The 22,244-nt window shown below is 36.5% G+C and carries 22 protein-coding genes; 4 read left to right on the top strand and 18 right to left on the bottom strand.

Annotation, left to right across the window (positions count from 1 at the left end; translation table 11 throughout):
* Positions 1-182 precede the first annotated feature (182 nt).
* The 9 genes from ACSVDH_RS10935 to ACSVDH_RS10895 form a co-directional block, all read right to left on the bottom strand.
* Positions 183-1,649 (bottom strand): UDP-N-acetylmuramoyl-L-alanyl-D-glutamate--2,6-diaminopimelate ligase, encoded by a 1,467-nt coding sequence (locus tag ACSVDH_RS10935; protein ID WP_439249421.1) that lies wholly within the window; start codon positions 1,647-1,649, stop codon positions 183-185.
* Positions 1,650-1,916: 267 nt separating this feature from the next.
* Positions 1,917-3,863: a stage V sporulation protein D gene (locus ACSVDH_RS10930; protein ID WP_299086953.1), complete on the bottom strand. Its 1,947-nt coding sequence runs from the start codon at positions 3,861-3,863 to the stop codon at positions 1,917-1,919.
* A 353-nt stretch (positions 3,864-4,216) separates the two neighbouring features.
* On the bottom strand, positions 4,217-6,427 hold the full coding sequence (locus tag ACSVDH_RS10925; protein ID WP_439249420.1) for a penicillin-binding transpeptidase domain-containing protein: 2,211 nt from the start codon (positions 6,425-6,427) through the stop codon (positions 4,217-4,219).
* Positions 6,428-6,584: 157 nt separating this feature from the next.
* A complete protein-coding gene (ftsL, locus tag ACSVDH_RS10920; RefSeq protein WP_299086951.1) occupies positions 6,585-6,947 on the bottom strand; it encodes a cell division protein FtsL in 363 nt (120 codons plus the stop codon).
* A gap of 42 nt (positions 6,948-6,989) precedes the next feature.
* On the bottom strand, positions 6,990-7,922 hold the full coding sequence (gene rsmH, locus ACSVDH_RS10915; protein WP_439249419.1) for a 16S rRNA (cytosine(1402)-N(4))-methyltransferase RsmH: 933 nt from the start codon (positions 7,920-7,922) through the stop codon (positions 6,990-6,992).
* A gap of 75 nt (positions 7,923-7,997) precedes the next feature.
* Positions 7,998-8,429, bottom strand: coding sequence for a division/cell wall cluster transcriptional repressor MraZ (mraZ, locus tag ACSVDH_RS10910; protein WP_046511050.1), 432 nt, complete (start codon positions 8,427-8,429; stop codon positions 7,998-8,000).
* Positions 8,430-8,553: 124 nt separating this feature from the next.
* Positions 8,554-10,182 (bottom strand): bacillithiol biosynthesis cysteine-adding enzyme BshC, encoded by a 1,629-nt coding sequence (bshC, locus tag ACSVDH_RS10905; RefSeq protein ID WP_439249418.1) that lies wholly within the window; start codon positions 10,180-10,182, stop codon positions 8,554-8,556.
* A 176-nt stretch (positions 10,183-10,358) separates the two neighbouring features.
* The gene (locus ACSVDH_RS10900; protein ID WP_299086944.1) at positions 10,359-10,751 is read right to left on the bottom strand and encodes a DUF3397 domain-containing protein; all 393 of its coding nucleotides are present in this window, start codon (positions 10,749-10,751) and stop codon (positions 10,359-10,361) included.
* A gap of 7 nt (positions 10,752-10,758) precedes the next feature.
* Positions 10,759-11,646 (bottom strand): 2-dehydropantoate 2-reductase, encoded by an 888-nt coding sequence (locus ACSVDH_RS10895; RefSeq protein WP_439249417.1) that lies wholly within the window; start codon positions 11,644-11,646, stop codon positions 10,759-10,761.
* Between the two features lie 293 nt (positions 11,647-11,939).
* Here ACSVDH_RS10895 and ACSVDH_RS10890 point away from each other — a divergent pair, with 293 nt between their 5' ends.
* Complete coding sequence (locus ACSVDH_RS10890; RefSeq protein WP_299086941.1) at positions 11,940-12,410, top strand: N-acetyltransferase; 471 nt, start codon at positions 11,940-11,942, stop codon at positions 12,408-12,410.
* A gap of 55 nt (positions 12,411-12,465) precedes the next feature.
* On the opposite strand, the gene ACSVDH_RS10885 is transcribed toward ACSVDH_RS10890, so the two are convergent.
* The 3 genes from ACSVDH_RS10885 to ACSVDH_RS10875 all read right to left on the bottom strand — a co-directional run bounded on the left by ACSVDH_RS10885 (position 12,466) and on the right by ACSVDH_RS10875 (position 14,195).
* Complete coding sequence (locus ACSVDH_RS10885) at positions 12,466-13,080, bottom strand: RsfA family transcriptional regulator (RefSeq protein WP_439249416.1); 615 nt, start codon at positions 13,078-13,080, stop codon at positions 12,466-12,468.
* A gap of 346 nt (positions 13,081-13,426) precedes the next feature.
* Positions 13,427-13,600, bottom strand: a complete 174-nt coding sequence (gene rpmF, locus ACSVDH_RS10880) for a 50S ribosomal protein L32 (protein WP_046511069.1) — start codon at positions 13,598-13,600, stop codon at positions 13,427-13,429.
* Between the two features lie 76 nt (positions 13,601-13,676).
* Positions 13,677-14,195 carry a YceD family protein gene (locus ACSVDH_RS10875; protein ID WP_439249415.1) on the bottom strand — a complete coding sequence of 173 codons (519 nt, stop codon included), beginning with the start codon at positions 14,193-14,195 and terminating at the stop codon, positions 13,677-13,679.
* A gap of 443 nt (positions 14,196-14,638) precedes the next feature.
* On the opposite strand from ACSVDH_RS10875, the gene ACSVDH_RS10870 reads away from it, so the two are divergent.
* A complete protein-coding gene (locus ACSVDH_RS10870) occupies positions 14,639-15,847 on the top strand; it encodes a nucleotidyltransferase (RefSeq protein ID WP_439249414.1) in 1,209 nt (402 codons plus the stop codon).
* A 30-nt stretch (positions 15,848-15,877) separates the two neighbouring features.
* Here ACSVDH_RS10870 and ACSVDH_RS10865 read toward each other — a convergent pair whose 3' ends face one another.
* Together ACSVDH_RS10865 and ACSVDH_RS10860 are read right to left on the bottom strand one after the other, a co-directional pair.
* Positions 15,878-16,903 carry a SepM family pheromone-processing serine protease gene (locus tag ACSVDH_RS10865; RefSeq protein ID WP_439249413.1) on the bottom strand — a complete coding sequence of 342 codons (1,026 nt, stop codon included), beginning with the start codon at positions 16,901-16,903 and terminating at the stop codon, positions 15,878-15,880.
* Entirely contained in the window at positions 16,893-17,693 is an 801-nt protein-coding gene (locus ACSVDH_RS10860; protein WP_439249412.1) for a patatin-like phospholipase family protein, read from the bottom strand. The genes ACSVDH_RS10865 and ACSVDH_RS10860 overlap by 11 nt, the downstream gene beginning before the upstream one ends.
* Before the next feature lie 242 nt (positions 17,694-17,935).
* On the opposite strand from ACSVDH_RS10860, the gene spoVV reads away from it, so the two are divergent.
* Positions 17,936-19,159 (top strand): dipicolinic acid transporter SpoVV, encoded by a 1,224-nt coding sequence (spoVV, locus tag ACSVDH_RS10855; RefSeq protein WP_299086931.1) that lies wholly within the window; start codon positions 17,936-17,938, stop codon positions 19,157-19,159.
* Between the two features lie 31 nt (positions 19,160-19,190).
* Here the strand turns inward: spoVV and coaD are convergent, their stop codons facing one another.
* A complete protein-coding gene (gene coaD / locus ACSVDH_RS10850; protein ID WP_299086930.1) occupies positions 19,191-19,673 on the bottom strand; it encodes a pantetheine-phosphate adenylyltransferase in 483 nt (160 codons plus the stop codon).
* Between the two features lie 3 nt (positions 19,674-19,676).
* A complete protein-coding gene (gene rsmD / locus ACSVDH_RS10845; protein ID WP_439249411.1) occupies positions 19,677-20,246 on the bottom strand; it encodes a 16S rRNA (guanine(966)-N(2))-methyltransferase RsmD in 570 nt (189 codons plus the stop codon).
* A gap of 451 nt (positions 20,247-20,697) precedes the next feature.
* On the opposite strand from rsmD, the gene ACSVDH_RS10840 reads away from it, so the two are divergent.
* On the top strand, positions 20,698-21,087 hold the full coding sequence (locus ACSVDH_RS10840) for a DUF7147 family protein (protein WP_439249410.1): 390 nt from the start codon (positions 20,698-20,700) through the stop codon (positions 21,085-21,087).
* 86 nt (positions 21,088-21,173) lie between these two features.
* Here the strand turns inward: ACSVDH_RS10840 and ACSVDH_RS10835 are convergent, their stop codons facing one another.
* Positions 21,174-21,446: a YlbG family protein gene (locus ACSVDH_RS10835; RefSeq protein WP_299086925.1), complete on the bottom strand. Its 273-nt coding sequence runs from the start codon at positions 21,444-21,446 to the stop codon at positions 21,174-21,176.
* Between the two features lie 296 nt (positions 21,447-21,742).
* On the bottom strand, positions 21,743-22,192 hold the full coding sequence (locus ACSVDH_RS10830) for a YlbF/YmcA family competence regulator (protein WP_299086924.1): 450 nt from the start codon (positions 22,190-22,192) through the stop codon (positions 21,743-21,745).
* Positions 22,193-22,244: the final 52 nt, after the last annotated feature.

Below are 22,244 nucleotides of genomic sequence, written 5' to 3'. Positions count from 1 at the left end.
ATTTTATCAACTTCTCTTTCTATCCTTTGTACCTATCCTATGATGGAAATGGGGACGAAACGACACCTATTTATCTTACATTCCGGTCCCCATTTCAAGCATAGACTAGTTTTGTTTCATTGCTTTTGTATTTTCCCTACAATATTACAGATCAATATAATGTTTTTTTCTTATTTGAATATTTACTTGCTTTTATTAATGGCTTGTAAAGCAACTTCCTTGTCATCAAAATCAAATGTTTGATTACCGATAATCTGGTATGTTTCATGGCCTTTCCCGGCGATTAAGATGACATCACCTTTTTTCGCTTTATCAATTGCGAAGAAAATCGCTTCTTCCCGATTTGAAATTAATTGATAATGCTCTCCAGTCACCCCTGCTTCCATGTCTTTAAGAATCATCATTGGGTCTTCACTTCTTGGGTTATCTGATGTAAAAATTGGTTCGTCACTATATTTTACTGCAATTTTTGCCATTAGCGGTCTTTTCGTTTTATCTCGATCACCGCCGCAGCCTACTATACAATACACCTTGCCTTCAGCAAATTGCTTTATTGTTTGAAGAACATTTTCTAAACTATCAGGAGTATGGGCATAGTCGACAATTACAGTATAATCCTGACCGCCTGTTACAAGTTCAAAGCGTCCTCTGACTCCCTCAATTTTCTCTATTGCTTTAATAATCGTAGTTAATTCAACACCTGATGCTAAACTAGCAGATACAGCGGCCAAAACATTATAAACACTAAATTTTCCGAGCATCTTAATGATTACTTTTTTCGTGCCGACAGGTGTTATTAATTCAAATTCAGTTCCTTTTGAGGTCATTTTTATTTCTTTAGCCATTATATCAGCATTATTATCAATGCCATACGTGATGATTTTAGCTGCTGTCATTTTCTTGAATTCTTCTGAAGCTTCTTCATCTGCATTTAAAACGGCAATTTTAATATGATCATGATCATAACGATTTCCTAATTGAGCAAATAAAAGCCCTTTTGCATATTTATATGCTTCCATCGTTTTATGATAATCTAAATGATCCTGTGAAAGGTTTGTAAAAACAGCAACATTGAAATCACAACCATGTATTCTCCCTAAATGAAGGGCATGGGAGGAAACCTCCATAACAGCATGGGAAACTTCTTTATCCTTCATCTCCCGGAATGTCTTTTGTAGTGTCAAACTTTCAGGAGTAGTATTTCTTACACTTTTCAATTCCTCTGCTATTTTTATGTACATCGTACCAATCAAACCGGTTGTTTTATTAGCCTCATTTAAGATCTTTTCAATGATATGTGTTGTTGTTGTTTTCCCATTCGTCCCGGTTACTCCAATTAAGTGTAAATCATGAGTCGGCTGACCATAAAAGATATCTGCCAGCACCGCCATTGCCCGTTTTGTATCCTTTACTACAATTACAGGAATTGCTAACCCTTCCAGCTGCCTTTCGGCCAAAATTGCCGCAGCCCCACTTTCCTGTGCCTTCTTTGCATAGTCATGGCCATCAACTGTATAACCTTTTATACAAATAAATAAACTGCCATCCTTAACTTCTCTTGAATCCATCTCAATCGATGTAATAATAGGATTGTCTTTTACTTCAATAGAAGTCTCATGCAAAAATGTAAGTAACTCTTTTAATTTCACGTTTCTTTCCTACTTTCATAAAGGTTCAGGTTGAAATTTAAAAACAGCAGTTGTTGTTTTTAAAAGCCTATACCCTGCTTCATCATGCTCCGTTATTATTTTATCTTACTTAAATAAAAAGAGCTATCCTTCGTTTCATTTTCTTTTGAAAAAGGTAGTTAAAATTTAAATGTTTTATTTTTTTGAATTTTTTGTCCCGCCTATTAAACAGAAAGAAAGCCTGACAATCTTGCTTTCTAAAACGCAATTGCCATGCTTTCTAAAGGATTACTCGTTTACTTCGCTCTCCTTTTTATCGCTTTCGCCTAAATAGACCCGTATTGTCGAGCCCTCTTTTACTTTTACACCTGCTTCTGGGGATTGCTGCACAACAACATCTCCTTCACCAGCAACATCTAGCTTCAAGTTTACAAACTGCTCTGTTAACTCTTGTTTAGTCAGCCCTAAAATATTCGGGATTTCGACTAATTTTGTGTCCAGCCATTTATATTCCTTTTCAATTTGGTTTTTTCTAGGCTTTACACCTAGTTCTGGCAAGACATCACGCATGATATTGCCTACAATTGGAGCAGCGACGGTTCCACCAAATTGGACGGTTCCTTTAGGATTATCAACCGCAACATAGACTACCACTTGGGGATCATCCGCTGGAGCAAATCCGATAAATGAAACGATATGATTGTTTTCCATGTAACGACCATCTTTAACCTTTTGGGCTGTACCGGTTTTTCCGCCTACGCGATAGCCGTCAACATATGCATTACGTCCTGTTCCAAGTGCAACGACACTTTCAAGTGCATAACGGATTTCCTTCGATGTTTCTTCAGAGATGACCCGTTTTTTTGCTACAGGTGTTTGTCTACTGATCACCTCGTTTGTTACGGGGTCTACCCATTCCTTTGCAATATAAGGAGTATATAATATTCCTCCATTAACTGCAGCAGAAACAGCAGCCACCTGTTGGATCGGTGTGACAGAGACACCCTGACCAAAAGCTGTTGTGGCGAGCTCAACTGGACCAACTCTCTCAGGATTAAACAAAATCCCTCTTCCTTCACCTTGGAGGTCGATCCCTGTTTTTTGACCAAAGCCAAAATCCTTAATATATTTAAAAAGAGTTTCTTCACCAAGTCGTTCACCAAGTTCCACAAAACCAGGGTTACATGAGTTTTGTACAACTTCTAAAAAGGTTTGATGACCATGTCCTCCTCTTTTCCAGCATCGAAGCCTAGCTCCGTCTACCTCTACCGAACCGCTATCATTAAATGTATCTTTCGTTAAATTCACCTTATTTTCTTCTAACGCTGCTGCTAATGTAATGATCTTAAAGGTCGATCCTGGCTCGTACGTACTCCAAACAGGTAAATTGCGGTTGTACACGGTCGGGTCAACCTCTCTAAAATTAGCAGGATCGAAATCAGGTCTGCTGGACATTGCTAAAATTTCACCATTATTAGGATTCATCGCAATCGCAATAATACCGTCTGGATTATAGGTTGCTTGTACATTATCCAATTCACGTTCAATAATTGTTTGAACTCGAGAATCAATCGTTAATTTTAAATTATTCCCATCTTCAGGAGGTGTGTAATCATCTGCTTCATCAGGCATTCTTTGTCCTTTCGCATCAGAAAAAAACTTTACATATCCTTTTTCACCCTTTAGCTGCTCATCATAGTAAGCCTCTAGACCTAATAATCCTTGGTTATCAATTCCGGCAAAACCGAGAACATGTGATAAATAGCTTCCGAATGGATAGTAACGTTTTGAATCCTCAGCAATATAAATTCCTTTTAAATTCAAATCCCTTACTTCATTTGCTTTAGCATGTGAAATTTTTCGGCCTTCTGGATTGATCCTGACTATTGATTCATTTTCAGTAACATGTTTATACGCTTTTTCCTCTGACATATTTAATACAGCTGCCAATTGTTTTGCGGTTTCTGCAGGATTTTCAATTTGTCTTGGTACTACATATATAGTAGGAGCACTCATGTTAGTTGCCAATTTTACACCGTTGCGATCTAAAATTTCCCCACGCTCAGGTTCAAAAGGAATATTTCTGCTCCATAAATCCTTAGCACCGGATGTTAAAGTATCCCCAAGAAAAAATTGAACGTACCCTAGACGTATATCAATCACTAAGAAAATGAAAAAACCGAATAGCAACGTTAAAGCAAGCCGCTTTCTAACCGTTACATTTGATACCCGCATATCCTTTACTCCCCCTTGTCTAGGCTCGTTCAAATATATGCTTGTACATGGTTAGATAGAACTTTTTACAGGAGTGTTTTTAGGTCTGGAATCGGATAAAGCGAGACTTCCAACAGTGGGAGTTTTCTCGAAGTACAGGATGTACAAGTGCCGACTTTGCCACAGGACGTGGCGAATTCGGCCATCTCCCATTGTTGGTTAGCTGGACTTATCGGATCTTTACGGGCAGTTATCCCCTACTTATCTTATTAGATTATATCGAATCTTTATTTTGGGGTTTTACTGCCCGTTTAGATTGGGATAAAAAGAGGCTGACCAAAGGGACAACCCCTTTTGAGACAGCCTCTGATTCTTTATTCCGTTTCACTTTCTTCAGTTGTTTCGTTCTCTTCCGTTGTTTCTTTCTTTTCCGTTGCTCCTAAGGTGACTGATAATACATCTCCTTTTTTCAGCGAACTATCCTTTTTGATACTTTGCTCGACAACATAACCGGAGCCTTCCGTCTCAACGGATAAACCTAATAGATTAGCCATCTTCATGACATCCCGTTTTGACCAGCCTGCCATATTTGGCATTTTCACATTTTCAGAGACTTGAAGAAACACTTTTTCATTCACAATAACTGATGTTTCAGCTTCAGGGTATTGTGCTGTTATGTTCTCTCCGCTTCCAAGAAGGATTGGCTCCAATCCTAGTTCTTTCAATTTATTTGCAGCCTCTGTAGTCTTCATTCCGACTAGTGAAGGTAGTGTCATTCCATTATCTGCTTCTTCCTCACTATTTGTCGTATCCGTTTCTTCGGTTGGTTCTATTTGCAAATACTGAAGACTATTTTTCATCACCGTATTAAAAATCATTGACGTTGGCACAGATCCTGCTTTTCCTTCCAATTTAGGCTTTTGAACAGCGACATAAACAATCAACTCTGGATCATCCTTTGGCGCCATCCCAAGAAAGGAAAAGACATGATTATCATTACCAGATAAATAGCGCCCTTTTTCAGGTGAATAAATTTGGGCTGTTCCTGTTTTACCAGCAACTTCATAACCTTCAATTCGGAATGGTTTACCTGTACCGTTTTCAGAGCTAACAACCGTTTCTAAAATATTTAACACTTCCGTTGCTGTTTTTTCGGATATCGGCTGACCAACAACCTTTGGTTTTGTCTGTTTTACGATTTCATTGTTATCGGTATCGACAATTTTATCGATCACATATGGTTTCATCATTTTCCCATTATTTGCAATAGCTGTTGCTGCTTGGATTTGTTGAATCGGTGTAACAGCTGATGCTTGTCCGAATGCAGTTGTCACCCGGTCTCGATGTGTTTTAAAGTTAATGTTGCTATTGGCCTCATTTGGAAGATCGATTCCTGTTTTTGCAAGGAAACCAAACTTATTTAAATATTGATATAATCGATCAGTGCCTAATAGCTTATCTGCAATTAATGAAAAACCAACATTTGAGGAGCGTTGTACCCCTTCATTGTATGTAATCGGTCCCCATCCCGACCCATTATGGTCAGAAATATCCGGCCCTTCAATCGCATATTTCCCTGACTGAAAATAGGCATTACCATTGTATACTCCTTCTTCGATTGCAGCTGCAAGTGTAAAGATTTTCATCGTTGATCCTGGTTCAAATGGATAAGAAATCACGTCATTTGTATATGACGAAATATCTCTGATATTAGGATCAAAGCTTGGACGCTGTCCCATAGCCAATATTTTACCTGTTTTCGGGTCTGCAACAACAGCGATTATCTTCTCAGGTGAAAACTCATCAACAACTTGATTCATTGCATCCTCAAGAAAGGTTTGGATTTTCTGGTCAATTGTTAAATAAACGTCATTGCCATTTTGCGGTGCAACGATTTCATCATCACTATTTGGGAGCTTCCAATTATAATTGTCTTTCTCAAATTTCACATAGCCATCTTCTTCATGCAAATATTTCTCAAGCGTTTTTTCCAGACCCATCATGCCAACAGTTTCTTTCGTCTCCTCTTGAGTTTGAGCATAGCCAATTAAATGGGAAGCAAACACACCATTTGGATAGAAACGTTGTTTATCAGGGATAAACGTAATACCAGGAAGCTCTAATTCTTCAATTTTTTCTTTAAGTGTTTGACTAAGATCCCGGCCGGCTGAACCAAATTCAACTTGGAACAAATCTTCTTTAGAAAGGATCGATTTTACTTCACTAACTTCCATATCAAGTAGTGGGGCAAGCTTTTGAGCAGTTTCATCAACATCAACAACATGCTGTGGTTTTTTAGGATTTGTTGTTACTTTTTCATCTAATATCGCAATAAGTTTATAAGAGGTTTTATCCTCTGCTATAACCTCTCCGCTATGATCCAGGATTTTTCCCCGAGTGGCTTCAATCGGTCGTTGTTCTTCATAAAGTTCCTCCGCTCTTGCAGCCAGGGCTTCACCATGAACTGTTCCTGTTGCTTGAATGTAAAAAAAACGGATAAATATGACTAAAAAAAGAAGAGCAAATAGTAAAGACAAAATCGCTGCTCCTCTATTCATATTTAAGTTTTTATTTGTTATCTTCATGCCTACCTCCTCATTCATTTTTTATTTTATCATAGACTTCCATCAGTGGGGTTTTTCCCCGTTAAGAATGGAGTATGTGTTTTAAGGGGGATATAAAAAAGCTGGCTACACCACCTAAACATGTGTAGCTCAGCTCTCTATATCATCTGTTAGTTAATTAGTTCTGAACACTCTTTACATTGTTTTGATCTAAAGTTAAACCTAGTTCTTTTGCCTTTTCCCAGATGCGTTCGTATGTGCTTAATTCCTCAACTTGTACATGGAGGTCACTATTCAGCTTCGTCTGCTTTTCAATTTTAGCTTCTGTTTTTTGAATTTCAATATTGGTTTGATAGACAGTGTAGCTTTTTGTAATAATCGTTACTGCGCCAAATACGAGAAGGCCGATAAATAAGGCGATAAGGAATTTTTCTCCGGGTGTTACCGAAGCTCTTCTCTTAATAATAATTGGTTCTTGTACGCGTTGCTGCTGTTGTTGCTCCTGCCTTTGTTGTTCTAATTTCATCGCTAAATTGCTCATGTTTGTAACCTCCTTTTATTTTCTAATGGCAATCTATACTTGTTACATTTTCTCCGCAATTCTTAATTTAGCTGACCTTGCCCGGTTGTTTTCCTCAAGCTCTTTTTCTGATGGAATTATAGGTTTTCTAGTTATTATTTTTACTTTTGGTTCATAGCCTTCCGGTATAAATGGCAAATTACGAGGGAGTTCAGGCGGTGTTGCTGCCTCTTTAAAAGCAGATTTACAAATGCGATCTTCTAACGAATGAAAGGTAATGACACTTACTCTGCCATTTGGTTTTAATAAGTCAATTGACTGCTCAATTGCTTCCTCAAAAACCTTCAATTCATCATTAACTGCAATTCGAATCGCCTGAAAAATCCGCTTAGCTGGATGTCCACCTTTTCTCCTAGCTGGAGCAGGTATTGCTTCCTTAATAATTTCTACTAACTCTCCTGTGGTACAAATTGGTTGATTATCTCTATATGCTTCAATTTTTCGTGCAATCTGCTTTGAAAATTTTTCTTCACCATATTTGAAAAAGATCTTTACTAGCTCCTCATATGACCACTTATTTACAACATCATAGGCTGATCGATCAGATTGTTGATCCATCCTCATATCTAATGGCGCATCGTGATGGTAGCTAAATCCTCTTTCAGGTGTATCCAGTTGGGGTGAAGATACACCGAGGTCAAAAATAATTCCATCTACTTTTTCAACGCCATGTTCTGCGAGTTTTTCAGTGAGGTAACGGAAATTGCTTTTTATTAAGGTTACCTGACCCTTATACTGTTCCAGCTTTTTTTCTGCATTCGCTAATGCCACATCATCCTGGTCAAACGCAAACAACCGACCAGCTTTCGATAATTTTGATAACAAATAGCTGCTATGTCCAGCACCGCCTAATGTACAATCCACATATGTACCATCTGGCTTAACTTGTAAGCCATCGACCGTTTCCTTTAACAAGACCGTTGTATGTTCAAACATAAGTTGTACCACCTTTTCAAATCTTTTTTTGATCTGCTTGTCCACTTTACTATTCATTTTTTGCTTAAGAGAGAATTATATATCAAAATCAATCATATTTTCAGCAATTTCTTCAAATGAATCCTCTTGTTCAGCAACATAATTTTCCCAAATGGACTTGCTCCATAACTCAATTCGATTTGAAACGCCGATAACAACACACTCTTTCTCAAGTTTTGCATACTGCAAGAGAGGTGTAGCAATATTAACACGACCTTGCTTGTCCAATTCACATTCGGTCGCACCTGAAAAGAAGAAACGGGTAAATGCACGAGCATCTTTTTTTGTTAGCGGGAGGGCTTTTAATTTTTCTTCAATCTGCTTCCATTCACTCATCGGATATCCAAACAAGCATTGATCTAAGCCTCTTGTTAGGACAAATGTCTCTCCAAGTCCTTCTCTGAACTTAGAAGGGACAATCATTCTGCCTTTTAAATCGATGGTGTGATGGTATTCTCCCATAAACATGCTCGTTGCCCCCACTTTCTCTCCTCATCTCACCACTTTCCCCCACTTATCTCCACTTCCTATTTTACAGATGTTTTCATAAAAAAAAAACCCTGTATAAACAGGATTTTCAAAAAACTTTTATTTAAATTTTGACAATTTTATGTTTACCATTAAAAGAATATGACAAGTTTAGCAATTCTCCTACAAATTCCGGCCCGAATTTATTTAAATAGTAATATATATTCCAAATTCTCTCTTGGGGCTGCAAATTTGGGAGCAACGATAACTCCATTGCTTTAAATTTAGAAATCTGTACCTCATGCTGTTGTTGTTTACGTTTCTCAACAGTACGATGTAAAAAGTCGAGTTGTTCCTGAATAAATAGTCCATTCTTTTTCAATAACGGTTCTAGGCTTTTATCAATTTTTAATGCAGACTCAATTAAACCTTCATGAATACCTGAAATTTTTTGTTTTGCCTCTTCAACTAGTGGAGTCATATCCACTGGTGATACTGATTGTAGAAAATCATCAATTAATTTTCCCACACCATTTTGCAGTACATCTTCTAGCGAGATATTGGCTTCTGTCATATTTCTTTCAATCGATCGTTCTAAAAGAGTGATCGTTAATCTAGGTAAAACAGGAGGCATTTTGATTTCCATGATTGAAAAGACTCGCTTTAGCTCAGCCCAATAGGTTACTTCACCAGGGCCCGCGATAAAGGCAAGTGTAGGAAATAAATGTTCCTGCATGATAGGTCTTGTAACGACATTATTACTTAGTTTTTGTGGATAAGTATTTATTAAATCGATCAATTCTGCCTTTGATAAAGATAAGCCAATTTCAGAAACAAAAAATTCTTCATCATTTTTTCGTTCAATTAAAAAACGCTCTCCCTCATGATGATAAAAAAGATTTGCGCTGTTCTCAGGCATTTCAATAATTGAGCGATAATGATGTGCATGCATTTCCTCCTGTTGTATTTTTACAGCATCATACAAACTGCGATTTTGATCAACAATCGACAGAAAACAGGCTTTTTCAAGTTGACGAAGACCCGGGTCGCCTGAATTAACAAGAACTAAACCTTCATGTTTAAATAACTCCATAATGGCATGCTCAAAGAATTCAACATATGTCGCTGAGTTCTGAATCATACTAATTAGTTGCTCTAATAAATGATTTGAATGGTCCGTTTCTCCAAATGCTTCAAATACTTGTTCGATCCACTCCACTGTTTTTTGCTTGTTTAATGGCAAGTCAGAGACCGGTTGCTTTTTAAGTGGAGAATCTTTAATAGCCATTTTTTTGGGAAGATGGTTCTTTGCAGCAAAAACATGGTTAATTTCCGCAAAATCATGATCTTCTCCAGCAATCCAGAACACTGGAATAACAGGAATACCCAGCTTCTTTTCTTCATTTTTAGCTAATACAAGTATCGAAATAATCTTATGTATCGTATACAATGGGCCTGTTAAGAGACCAGCTTGTTGACCGCCAATAACCACTACACTTTCAGGGTGCTTTAATCGCTCGATATTTTCTAACGTTTTCTCAAGATTTCCTGAAAATCGCTTTGCGTACCGCTTTAAATAAGCTGATAACTCTTCACGCTGAAAGGAACGATTTTTTAAGTCCGCAGCTCTATGTTGAAAAACCTCATTAGTATGGATGTTATAATCGAAGAATTTGTCTTGCTTTAACTTCTGCTCATTGAAGTCGTTCATAAATTGATTTGAAGAGCGCAGGGAGAGTTCAAAAATCTCCATATATGTAACTTCCTTTCTAGATTTATGATATACCAAGGTTGAGTATAGCATTTATAGTGCTGAAACAAAAAAACTTTGCTTAAAAACATCTAGTATCCACTTCTATATTACAAAAAGACATTACTTAAGTAATCCACTTAGAAAAAAGACTATCAACAGCCGGGACTTGGTGTCTGTTAAGATGGGATAAAAGCATTCTGAATGATTCCAGCCGCTATACCATATATGGTTAAAACGATGTAACTGACAAAGAAAAACAAAAATGACATTCGCCAAACCTTTTTTGACGTTCTTGCAATTGATGATTGTGTCCGTTTATTCTCCATATAATAAACAAGTAAAGATAGGCTGAAAATCCCTACTATTATATACAGTAGAAAAGAACGTCCAAATAGGGTTAACAACAGAAAATGAACAGACATAATAAAGAAAATCGTTGATATATCGAAAGTCAAAAGGATCGATTTCTTTTTATTTTTTACGATTAGTCGCAAGGTGAAGAGTAAAAAAATAAAGCAAACGATAGGAAGTGCAAAAGCAATTGAAATGATCCATATAAAGAAATCCATCATCATGTCACCTAACGCTCTCCATTCCTTTTATGGCATGATAAAGAAAAGTAATGTGTGGGTATGATTTGTTGGTATTGACCGCTTGATTTATTAAATAGCCTAAAATAGAATCAATTTCTGTCTGTCGTCCACTTTGAACATCTTTCAACATCGAGGAGCTATTTTCAGAGGTGTTTTTACAAATCGATTGTACATGATCCCATAGATATTTTTCTTTCTCCAACCCCAATATATGGACAATTTCAAGAAAAAGTTCATGCAGTATTTTTTTATAATGGCGGTTCTCTATTAATAAACCATTTTTCACATGTAAAACAGCAGTTAGTGGATTTATTGTTGCGTTAACAACCAACTTCTCTGAAAGCATTTTTTTCCAATCAACTTTTATTTCGATTGGAAAGGAAGGATCTTGTTCCCTTAATAATTGATCAAAAATGAAATGACATTTATTTTTCTGGCTATAAGGAGAGATTTTCGTGACTCCCACTCCAGTATGATGCACTGTGTTATCATCTGCACGTAATGCCCCGTGTTCAGCAATCCCTAACAGAATTTGATGCTCAGTTAATGATGACAAATATGTTATATGCCCCATCCCATTTTGAAGAAATAAGACAGTTCGTGGTGATTGGTTTTTCAAGCGTGAAATAACCTGCTCAATATCATATTGTTTAACTGTTACAATTAACAACTGTTCTTTATAGTTGCTTGAAAAATCGGCTTTTATAGACGTTTTAACATGTGTACCATCTTTTAGCATTGATAAGCCATTTTGATTAATTAGATCTGCTTGTTCTTTTCGCTTTGTATAAAGGGTAATTACATGGTTCTTACTTAGATAAAAGCTATAAAGCAGACCGATTGAACCACCGCCAATAATTCCAATTTCCACCTTAACCACCTACATTTATCTTACTAGTATCTATGTGTATTTCCCATTTTCAGTAAATTGCCATTTTTTACGTATCATTAGCATAATCATATCAAAATAACCGTTGAATTTACTAGAACTTTGCCTAATGATTGAAAATGTAATTCCCATTCGTAAAGCGCTCAAATAGTTGAAAGCGATTAACTTATTAAGCTGCATTAATGATAAGTGTCATGCTATAATATATAGTAGCTTATTTTCATGTTAAATTAAAATATTCTTAATATTTGATTTGCATCAAGGGGGAATAAATCATGTTTAAAGTTGAAAGATTGTTAGTTAATTATAAAACCTTGGAGGAATTTAAGAAATTTAGAGAGTATGGCATTCAAGAGCTTTCCATGCTTGAGGATCTTCAATCAAATATGATTGAAAACGACAGCGACTCACCTTTTTATGGGATTTATTTTGGCGATAAGCTTGTTGCACGAATGAGTCTTTACCGTGTGGACAAAAAATTTGATCAATATTTTAGTCCGAAGCAGGATTATTTAGAGCTTTGGAAGCTTGAGGTTTTACCTGGTTATCAAGGGAATGGCTATGGCAGAGCACTTGTTGAATATGCAAAATCATTTAATTTGCCTATTAAAACGAACCCGCGGGTAAAATCTGGGGATTTTTGGTCAAAAATGGGGTTTGAGCCAGTTAAATATGATATGGAACGTGATAAGGGTGAAAATCCATTAGTATGGTATCCTGCTGGGGTAACGGAACAACAACAATAATAAAAGTGATCCTACCGAATAGACAGAGGGCTGACATGCATCAGCCCCCTCTCAATTATTTCTCTACTCTCTCTAAATTTCCGTTTTTATCCATTTGGAATTTTACTTTTCTATTTCTCTCGTCCTCTTGAAGAATGACCATTTTTCTCGCACGATCCATAATTTCAATCAATGCATGATAATCCTCTTCAATAACGGCTAAATGATTTGTCAGTGTTTCCTTTTCTTGTTGAAGAGTTGCTACTTTTTCTTCTAATTCACGTATTTTCCCTTTTAAATGTTGATTTTCTTGTTGAATTTCTTGGACAGATGGAGCTTCCTCGTATTGCTGAAGAAATGAAATAAGTTCTTTAATGGTATTTTTTGATTGTCCAGTTTGCGTATTGCTTACTTCTTTTACATTCTGCTTCTCCACTGGCTCTTCCTTTTGCTGAGGAAGGGTTCTCAGTTCTTTTCTCTGTTTTTTCGCAACCTCAATCCCCGTCTTATACTGTTTACGGACATGAGAATTCCAGCGAAACCCGCAGGCAGCAGCTGTTCTCGATAACTTTCTGCCTACTTCCTCAAATGCCGCAAGCTGTGTTGCACCTTCGCGGATATGTCTTAGCACAACTTCCGCTAATAATAAATCCTCATCATGTGTCCAAGCATCTTGACGCGTAGTAGTCATCTATAATCCCTCCAATAGTCACTTTTTTTCTATACATATGCAACTACTAGAATAGATAGACTAAATACAATCTATTACTTGTAAAAGAAAAAGCAAAAATGCTCAGATTGCCTTGATAAAGCAAAGAAATACTATGGTGTCAGTCTTTTTCAAATAAACATAATGATGTAACACATATAAAGGTAAACTTATGATATGAAACTTTTTTTCAACAAGGTTTTCGGCACACTAAGGATTGATTTATTCTTGAATTACTCCGTATTAAGCCTGTTTTAGAGTAATTTTTCTAAAAAATAAAAGCGTGAAGATCATTGATCCTCACGCTTTTATTAGCTGTAACAAATAATTATTTGTTCACAACGTCTTTTCCTTTGTATGTTCCACATGCTTTACATACACGGTGAGCAAGTTTGCTTTCACCGCAATTTGGGCATTCTACCATACCAGGTACTTGTAATTTAAAATGCGTACGACGTAGTCTTTTTCTTGTTTTAGAAGTTCTTCTAAAAGGTACAGCCATTATTCCCACCTCCTTAAAGAGCGTTGCATTCAAACCGATGAAAGTCGGTTTCGATTTTGTTATAAGCTAATTTAATTTAGCTATCCTCATTTTCGAAGAATTTTGCCAAACCGGCCAAACGCGGGTCAACCTTGTCTTTCTGTTCTTCTTCAGAAATAACTTGCCAGTCTTTCCCTGATTGCGGAGCAGCGCCTTCTTCATTTGTACCATCATCACAGAATACCTGTATCGGAATTTCTAATAGGATTAATTCTTTAATAACAGGTGTTAAATCAACCATTTCACCTTCAGCAAGATAAAAATCCTCATCCGTATCATAATCTGCTGGTTTTAATAAAATTGTTTCAGTTGTATCAATTGAAAATGGATACTGAACATCCACTAATGTTCGAGAACAAGGCAGAACCATTGAACCTGAAATTGACAAATGAAACGTTACCTTGGTCGAGCTAATATCCGCTCTTCCGTTTACGTTTACTAGAGAAAGATCACGAATATCTTTATGACTTGTGATCAGTTCACTTAAATCAATTTCTTCATCAATCCTCAATCCCTTGCTTTGCAATTGATGTAGTTGACTAATTGTCCATTTCAACATGTTATCACCTCAAGGCAACAAAGGTAATTATAGCCTTCGTAATAATATTTGTCAATATTTTTTCTTTACAGTGTTAGTATTGATGAAAAATGCTTTTTTAACAATGTAAGTAAGCATAACTTTTTGTACTTAGTTTTAGTGTCTAGCTCCAGGCGCCATCGGCGAAGCACAGGACGTGCAAGTGCAGTTAATGCGACAGGATGTAGCGTAGTTAACTGCCTATAGGGTCTAGTCAAATAGGAATTGAAGGTAAAGAACACCTTCTATTCCTATTCGCCTTATGATTGTCGCCGAATGCTAAGCGCCTTACGATTTCTTATTAACATGTCTTATTTTAAACATCCTGTAAAGTCATTTCAAGCTATTATGATATTAAGTTTAAGTTCAATCATTCTTTGCTGTATAATGAAAATCGATACTATAAAAAAAGTGGTGATCTTGTGCACGCTTTAGGTCTAGTTGTTGAATATAATCCTTTTCATAATGGTCATTATTATCACTTAATACAATCCATAAAAAAAACAAATGCGGATATTGTTATTGCAGTGATGAGCGGAAACTTTTTGCAAAGAGGAGAACCTGCTATTGTTTCGAAGTGGGAAAGGGCGAAAATGGCATTGCATTGTGGCATTGATATAGTGGTTGAGCTTCCTTATGCTTTTGCAACACAAAAGGCAGAGACATTTGCGAGTGGTGCGGTTTCGATATTAGAAGCATTACATTGTCGATCACTTTGTTTTGGAAGTGAGTCTGGGGAAATCTACCCTTTTTTAGAAGCGAATGAATTTCTTTTGCATCACAAAGAACAATATAATCACTTTATCAAAAAATATATGAAAACTGGTGTGAGTTATCCTTCAGCCTTAACACTTGCCTTCCAGGAGATATCCAATGGACAAGACATACTTGACTTGTCTTTGCCAAATAATATCCTTGGTTATTATTATGTGAAAGCCATTAACCGACAGCAAGCCAAAATAAAACCATACACAATTAAACGGACTGCTGCAGGTTATCATGAACAAAACTTTGTTTCTCCTTCAATTGCAAGTGCAACTAGTATTAGAAAAGCTATATTTTCAAAAGAAGGGTCTATTACGAATTATGTCCCAAATGATACGCTTCAAATAATGAATCAATATAAAAGTCATTTTGGATTGTTACATAATTGGGAACATTATTTTGACTTCTTAAAATACACCTTGATAACAATGAGTTCGGAGGAGCTGCTTACCATTTACGAAGCAGAAGAAGGGCTGGAAAACAGAATCAAAAAAATCATTCAATCCTCAGAAAGCTTTCAGCATTTCATGGAACAACTCAAAACAAAACGATATACATGGACAAGGCTTCAAAGACTATGTACCCATATTTTAACGAGAACGACTAAACAGCAGATTAGCTATATCAACGAAGGTGAGACAGCCCCATATATTAGGCTATTAGGTATGTCAATAAAGGGACAGGAATATTTGAATGCTGTAAAAAAACAAATCGAACTACCGATCGTTTCGAAACTTTCAACATTTCAGCATCCATTGTTAGAGATTGATATTAGGGCATCAGCTGCATATAACATGATATTTTCTGAACCACTTCGCACCAAGCTTTTAAAGGAAGAATATGCAACCCCGCCCATTAGACTTTAAATGATATTAAAAGAGAAGGGATAATAAAGACTATCCTTTCTCTTTAAGATTTATTAGATATTCGACCACTTCATCAAACGTATCGATCGGAATGATCTTCATATCTGTATTGATTTTTTCTCCTGCTTTTACCGCCTCTTTGTAATTCGATGCAGGGCTATCCTTTTCATTAGGTGCAAAGAAAATATCAATTCCAGCATGATCAGCAGCAACAATCTTTTGAGAAATCCCTCCGATTGGTCCTACTTCCCCTTCCGTATTAATTGTTCCAGTCCCTGCAATTTCATAGCCTTTTGTTAAATCACCTTTTGTTAACTGATTATATATTTCCAGTGACATCATTAATCCGGCAGAAGGGCCGCCTATTTCCTCTGTATCGAGTTTTATATTAGGCTCTACCTCTAGTTTGCGATCTGTTACTAAAGAAATTCCAATCCCAACTTTAGTAGGCTCATCTTTAAAAGCTGCAAGCTTTATCTTCTCTTGTTTTTGTTCTTCATCTCGTTCAAAGGTAATCGATATTTCCTCCCCAGCTTTCTTTTGCGCTACATATTCAATAAATTGTTCAGCTGTTTGAAACTCCTGCTGATCTACTTTAAATATACGATCCCCAACCTTAAGAACCTCTGCTGCCGGCATATCATCGATAATTCCGTCAACATAGATCCCATTGAATGAATAATGCACCGGCTTATTTGCTTTTTTGTAAGCAACAGAAATCGCTGCTTCCTGTGAAGCCTCCATCATATGTAATTGCCTTTTAAAATATTCTTCATCTGACTCTTCTTCTCTTTTAATCTCCTCTAGCGGGTGAATATAATAAAAATCATTCAGCTTTGCCCATATATAAGTAATCGGATTTGCCCTACCAAAGCGGACAGTTGTTAAAGAAAAACTCCCCTCTTCATCCTTATATCCGTTTTCAACCTCGATAATCGGTTCCAGTTCTGAAGCCATTCCTGGCTGTGTCACATAATAAGGAAGCTTTATAAAGGTCATGATAAGTACAATCATTGCTAGCAAAATAATGGAACGTATAAAAGTCTTACTCTTCACAAAAATTAGTCTCCTTCCACTTTGCAATAAGTGTATGTATTTTTTCAACATGCTGCAAGGCTTCCTTCTCACCTATTTCAATTATTTCTTTAATATTAGTAAAAGCGCGGGAGCTATATTGTTCTACATACGGCCGAATCATTATATCTGAAGCTATTTCCCGATGGTGTACTAGCTCATCTTGCATTATATCAAGACTTTGCATGATGACATCAAATATTGACGTAATCTCTTCATTTCGTTTTACATGTGATACATCTACTGCAATGATGATGTCTGCGCCCATTTCTTTTACGACTGAAACAGGAACCCGATCGACAACACCTCCATCAACTAATAGTTTACCATTTATTTTTTCAGGCACAAAAATACCAGGGATTGCAATACTTGCTCTGACAGCATCTGCCACAGGACCATCCTTAAAAATAACCTTACTACCATCATATAAGTCTGTTGCGACTACCGCAACCGGAATGTCTAATTCTGAAAACGTCTTACGATGTGTAAATAAACGGATCAATTCCTTTACCCGGTTACCTGCAATAAAGCCCATTTTCGGAACCGTAAAATCTAAATAATACTTTCGTTTGAAAGCTAAGGCAAATTGATACATTCTTTCTATACTTAATCCAGAAGCATAAAAACATCCAACAAGTGCCCCCATGCTGCTTCCAGCGATTAAATCAACCTGAATCCCTGAATCTCGTAAAACCTTCAATACCCCCAAATGCGCAAACCCTCTTGCTCCACCTGACCCAAGCGCTAGACCGATTTTTGGCTCCTTCGTCAAGGGGATGCCCTCCTTTTGGTTGAAGGAAAGGTTCCTTCAAGAAAAAATTTTTTTATATTAAGTTATGATTAAATGAGCGGATTCATCCAAAATTCTTTTCTAAATAAGATATACGACATTCTTATGGTCTAAAATGCACACCTATTCTCGTATATTGAAATAAAGAGGTTGTACGACAAACATAGAATTCTTTCACATATTTACTACCGTACAAATGCATTCAGATTTTAGGGGGCATCATTTTGAGTCTTTCAAACCTGAAAACCATTTTTATCGCTATTTTTATCGGCGGGCTAACGGTTGCCATTATCCTCAATCCAGAACAATCACTTGTTGCATCAACTAGAGGATTAAAGATTTGGTGGGAGGTTGTATTCCCATCTTTATTGCCTTTTTTTATTGTATCAGAATTACTAATAGGATTTGGAGTTGTGAAGTTTATCGGTGTTTTGCTTGAACCGTTAATGCGGCCGATATTTCGGGTACCTGGTGTGGGAGGCTTTGTTTGGGCAATGGGAATGGCCTCAGGGAATCCGGCTGGAGCAAAGCTGACAGCTAGAATACGACAAGAAAAGCAAATTACTTCCATACAAGCAGAACGTTTAGTTTCATTTACCAGCTCTTCAAATCCTTTATTTATTTTCGGTGCAGTTGCTGTTGGCTTTTTCGGTGAGCCGTCACTTGGATTTTTATTAGCTTCCGCCCATTACTTAGGTAATTTATGTGTAGGATTAACGATGAGATTTTATGGAGGATCAGAAAAACAATTTGAGAGAGGAAAAAAATACAAATTATTGCCTTCACTAAAACTTGCCTTTAAAGAATTGCATGTAACAAGGATCAACGAAACACGTCCTTTAGGAAAAATGCTGGGTGATGCAGTAATATCGTCGATCCAAACATTGCTTATGATCGGAGGCTTTATCATTCTTTTTTCTGTTTTTAATCAGATTTTAGCGCTGGTTCATGTCACCGCATGGTTAGCAGCTGTTTTTTCAGGACTACTATCGCTATTACATCTTGCTACAAGTTTAAGTGTGCCTCTTATTACCGGAATCTTTGAAATTACGCTAGGGAATCAGCTCGTCAGTAAAGCAGCCGCGGATTTATTAGATAAGGTGATGATTGCAAGCTTTATTTTAGCCTTTGGCGGCTTATCAATCCAGGCACAGGTAGCAAGTATTTTAGCAGAGACAGATATTCGTTTTCAGCCCTTTTTTATTGCACGAATTTTACAGGGAATCTACTCATCTATTATCGCATTCTTTTTATTTAAGCCCCTGTATTTAGATTTAAAAGCCGAACACTCAAATTCACTGCCTGTCTTCTTAATGGAACATAGTCCTGATTGGGCAAAAGATTACTGGGAAGTTACGATTCATATCGGCCCGCTTATCACCATTATTTCATTGTTTGTTTATATTTATTTATACGGTAAGCGGAATGTGTTTACGAAGACTACATGATAACAAATAAAGGTGAGGATTCCCCTCACCCTTATTCGTTAAATTTACTTTTCAATGCCTTTTCAACTGCTTCAGGCACTAGCTCCGCAATATTCCCTTTAAATTTAGCAACCTCTTTTACAATGCTGGAACTTAAAAATGAATATTGATTATTTGTCATCATGAAAAAAGTTTCAATTTGATCGTCAAGCACTCTGTTCATAGAGGTAATTTGCATCTCATATTCAAAATCGGATACTGCACGAAGACCTCTTAAAATGGATTTCGCTTGCTTTTCACGAGCATAATCGATAAGCAGTCCTTTATATGACTCAACAATCACATTTGGGAGTTCCTTTGTTACTTCCCTAATTAATTCACAACGCTCTTCTACTGAAAATAAGGGCTGTTTTGAGGAATTGTTTAATACACAAACATATACTTGATCAAATACCTTTGCACCTCTTTTAATAATATCTAAATGTCCGTATGTAATTGGATCGAAGCTTCCTGGACATACTGCTATGCTTCCCATCATTTATTCCTCCTCTAAACGACTCTTATATCCGTAAATGGATATTTTGGTCATGCCGTAAGTTTCATTTTTCATTAAAGAAAATTGAGAAATCCCCTCAGGTAATTGTACATCTGCGGCATGTTCCGTAATAATAAATCCATTTTTCTGCAACAAAAGATTTTCTCCAATCGAGCTGATAAGCGCTTTCAATTTTTGTTGCTTATACGGCGGATCTAAAAAGATTAAATCAAATCGAAGCTCACGTTTTATAATCGCTTTTAATGCCCGCTCTGCATCATTTCGATATACTTCAGCGGCATCTTCAGCATGACATGCCTCAAGATTTTTATGTATCGTTTGAATCGCCTTTTGTTCACGATCTACGAAAATGCAGCGCTCGATACCGCGGCTAATGGCCTCAATGCCCAAGCCTCCGCTTCCAGCAAACAAATCAAGGGCAATTCCTCCTTCAAAATATGGGCCAACCATATTGAAAATGGCTTCCTTCACTTTATCTGTTGTAGGTCTCGTCGTAACACCGGGAACTGCTTTTAATGGCCTGCCTTTATATTGACCTGATACTACTCTCATTTCTTTCACCACTACTTTTTAAATTAACATCATAAAATAGAAAAACTTTATTAGGTTAAAATATATCCAAGCTTTATCCTACCATACGCATTTAATAGGATACAATATGTAACCTATTTGAATCGAAAAAGAAAAATTTTAACATTTATGTATATGGAAAAACCAATTGGTGATAATGAATAGTAACAACATCGATTCGTTGATGTTGTTGCCAACCGCGGAGAAGACTTACGTTTCCCCATAAGTTCTTCCTCCGGTTTCTCCTCTCCCTTTGCCTTCAACCTTTTATCGTTAAAAGGTATTGAAGGACCCTGCAGAGAATATTTGCAGGGTTTTTTTATTTATTCCTTAAAAATTTTCTCTATTCTTCTCATTTATTTCTCTTCATGATATAGTAATGTGTCGGACATTTAAATAAACAAAAAAATTTTACTTGTTAGGGGGAAGGACAATGATTCAACGATTTATAGAAATGGGTGAAGGCTACTCAGATATTTATGAACTTATTGAAAATGCCAAAGCAAATAAACACCGTGTATCGAAACTGATTGCCTTACATACAAAAGTAAATGAACGTGAAGTTTCTTCTTTAGTTGTAGTTATGCGGCCTACTGATCCAGGGAATTTTCAAGCGCTCTATATATGCCGAGAAGGAATTCCAAACCCTAACTTCACGCAAAATAAACGATATGAGTTGTTTGAAGAGATAGCTTCCTTTTTAAATAAGGAGATTATTCAAATTACTGTTAAGCCATCTACAATGTTTAATGAACTGGACCTATATTATCAGTATCTAATTGGGATCCTAAGACTGAATCATTATATCCCGCCATTACAATAGCTTATTGATTGGCATTCTGTTAATTTTAATAAAAGCAGACCTTTAGTTATCCAAAGGTCTGCTTTTTACCATATAATAGTCACAGATTATAAACCAATCTTATAATCATATTCCTTCGCCTTATCCACCTTGGATTCATATTCTAATTTTAAGTAAGGCTTATAAGAAGGCTCTGCATGTTTAACGAACGAATAGGATGTAAGCTTTTGTACAGTTTGTTCCGCCATTTCCATATTGCAATATAGAACAACATATTTCAGCCTTTTTGAAACATAGTGGACGTTTCCGAATTTTCTAAGCATCTTTATATGTTTTAATGAGTGAAGCCAAACAACGATACCTTGTCGCTTTTCAAACATAATGATTCTCCCTTATAAATAAGAAAAACGCTTGCGCTTTTCAATGATGTCGGAAGTCTGTAACCAGACTCAGTGAAAAAGACGAAATAAATTTCTAACTAATCAATCATACAAAGTCTAGCAAAAATTTTCACTTCTCACAATATTTCATCAAAAAAATTTTTAGTAAAACAAATTTAACCATAAAATGAGAGGCTGTCTCAAAAGAGCTGATCCCCTTCAACAAATATCAATATAAGGAAACTTTCGTCCTATATTGTGTTTTTGGGTCTAACTCTTTAGTTTGAGACAACCTCTTAAGAAACCTTGCAACCGCAGCTTCCGCCTGAACCACAACCTCCGCCGCAACTTGAACCTGTATCAAAAAATGGATTTCCGGTCGGAACTTTAATATGTTCAGAAACGGCTTGACCAACTTGAACACTGATTTCATCAAGTAAAGCTTGCAATTCATTTTCAGCTTTTTTAAAAGTAGCTACACTCTCATTTAAATCGAGCTCTCTTTTTATATCTCTCATTTCCTTTGATATCTTTCGATAATCAGGATGATATTTACCAAAACGCTGGACATCTTCATATAAATCCTTTGTTTTTGTAAATTGAGAAATAAGCTGTTGCGCGTTTTTATCATTTTTTAATCTATAATAACTGCGGCGATATGCTTCAGCCGGTTCAGATTGAAGCACTAATTCCGCAAGATGATCTGCTTGATCAAGCAGTAACATGCTTTCCATAGTAGCAAACATAGAGTATTTGCACCTCCGTCATTCATTTTACCACGTTTGCTAAAAAATGAAA

The organism is Metabacillus sp. Hm71 (genome assembly GCF_051842955.2).
Lineage (GTDB): Bacteria > Bacillota > Bacilli > Bacillales > Bacillaceae > Metabacillus.
The sequence above is the reverse complement of the archived record's forward strand: the minus strand, read 5'-3'. Positions and strand labels throughout refer to the sequence as shown.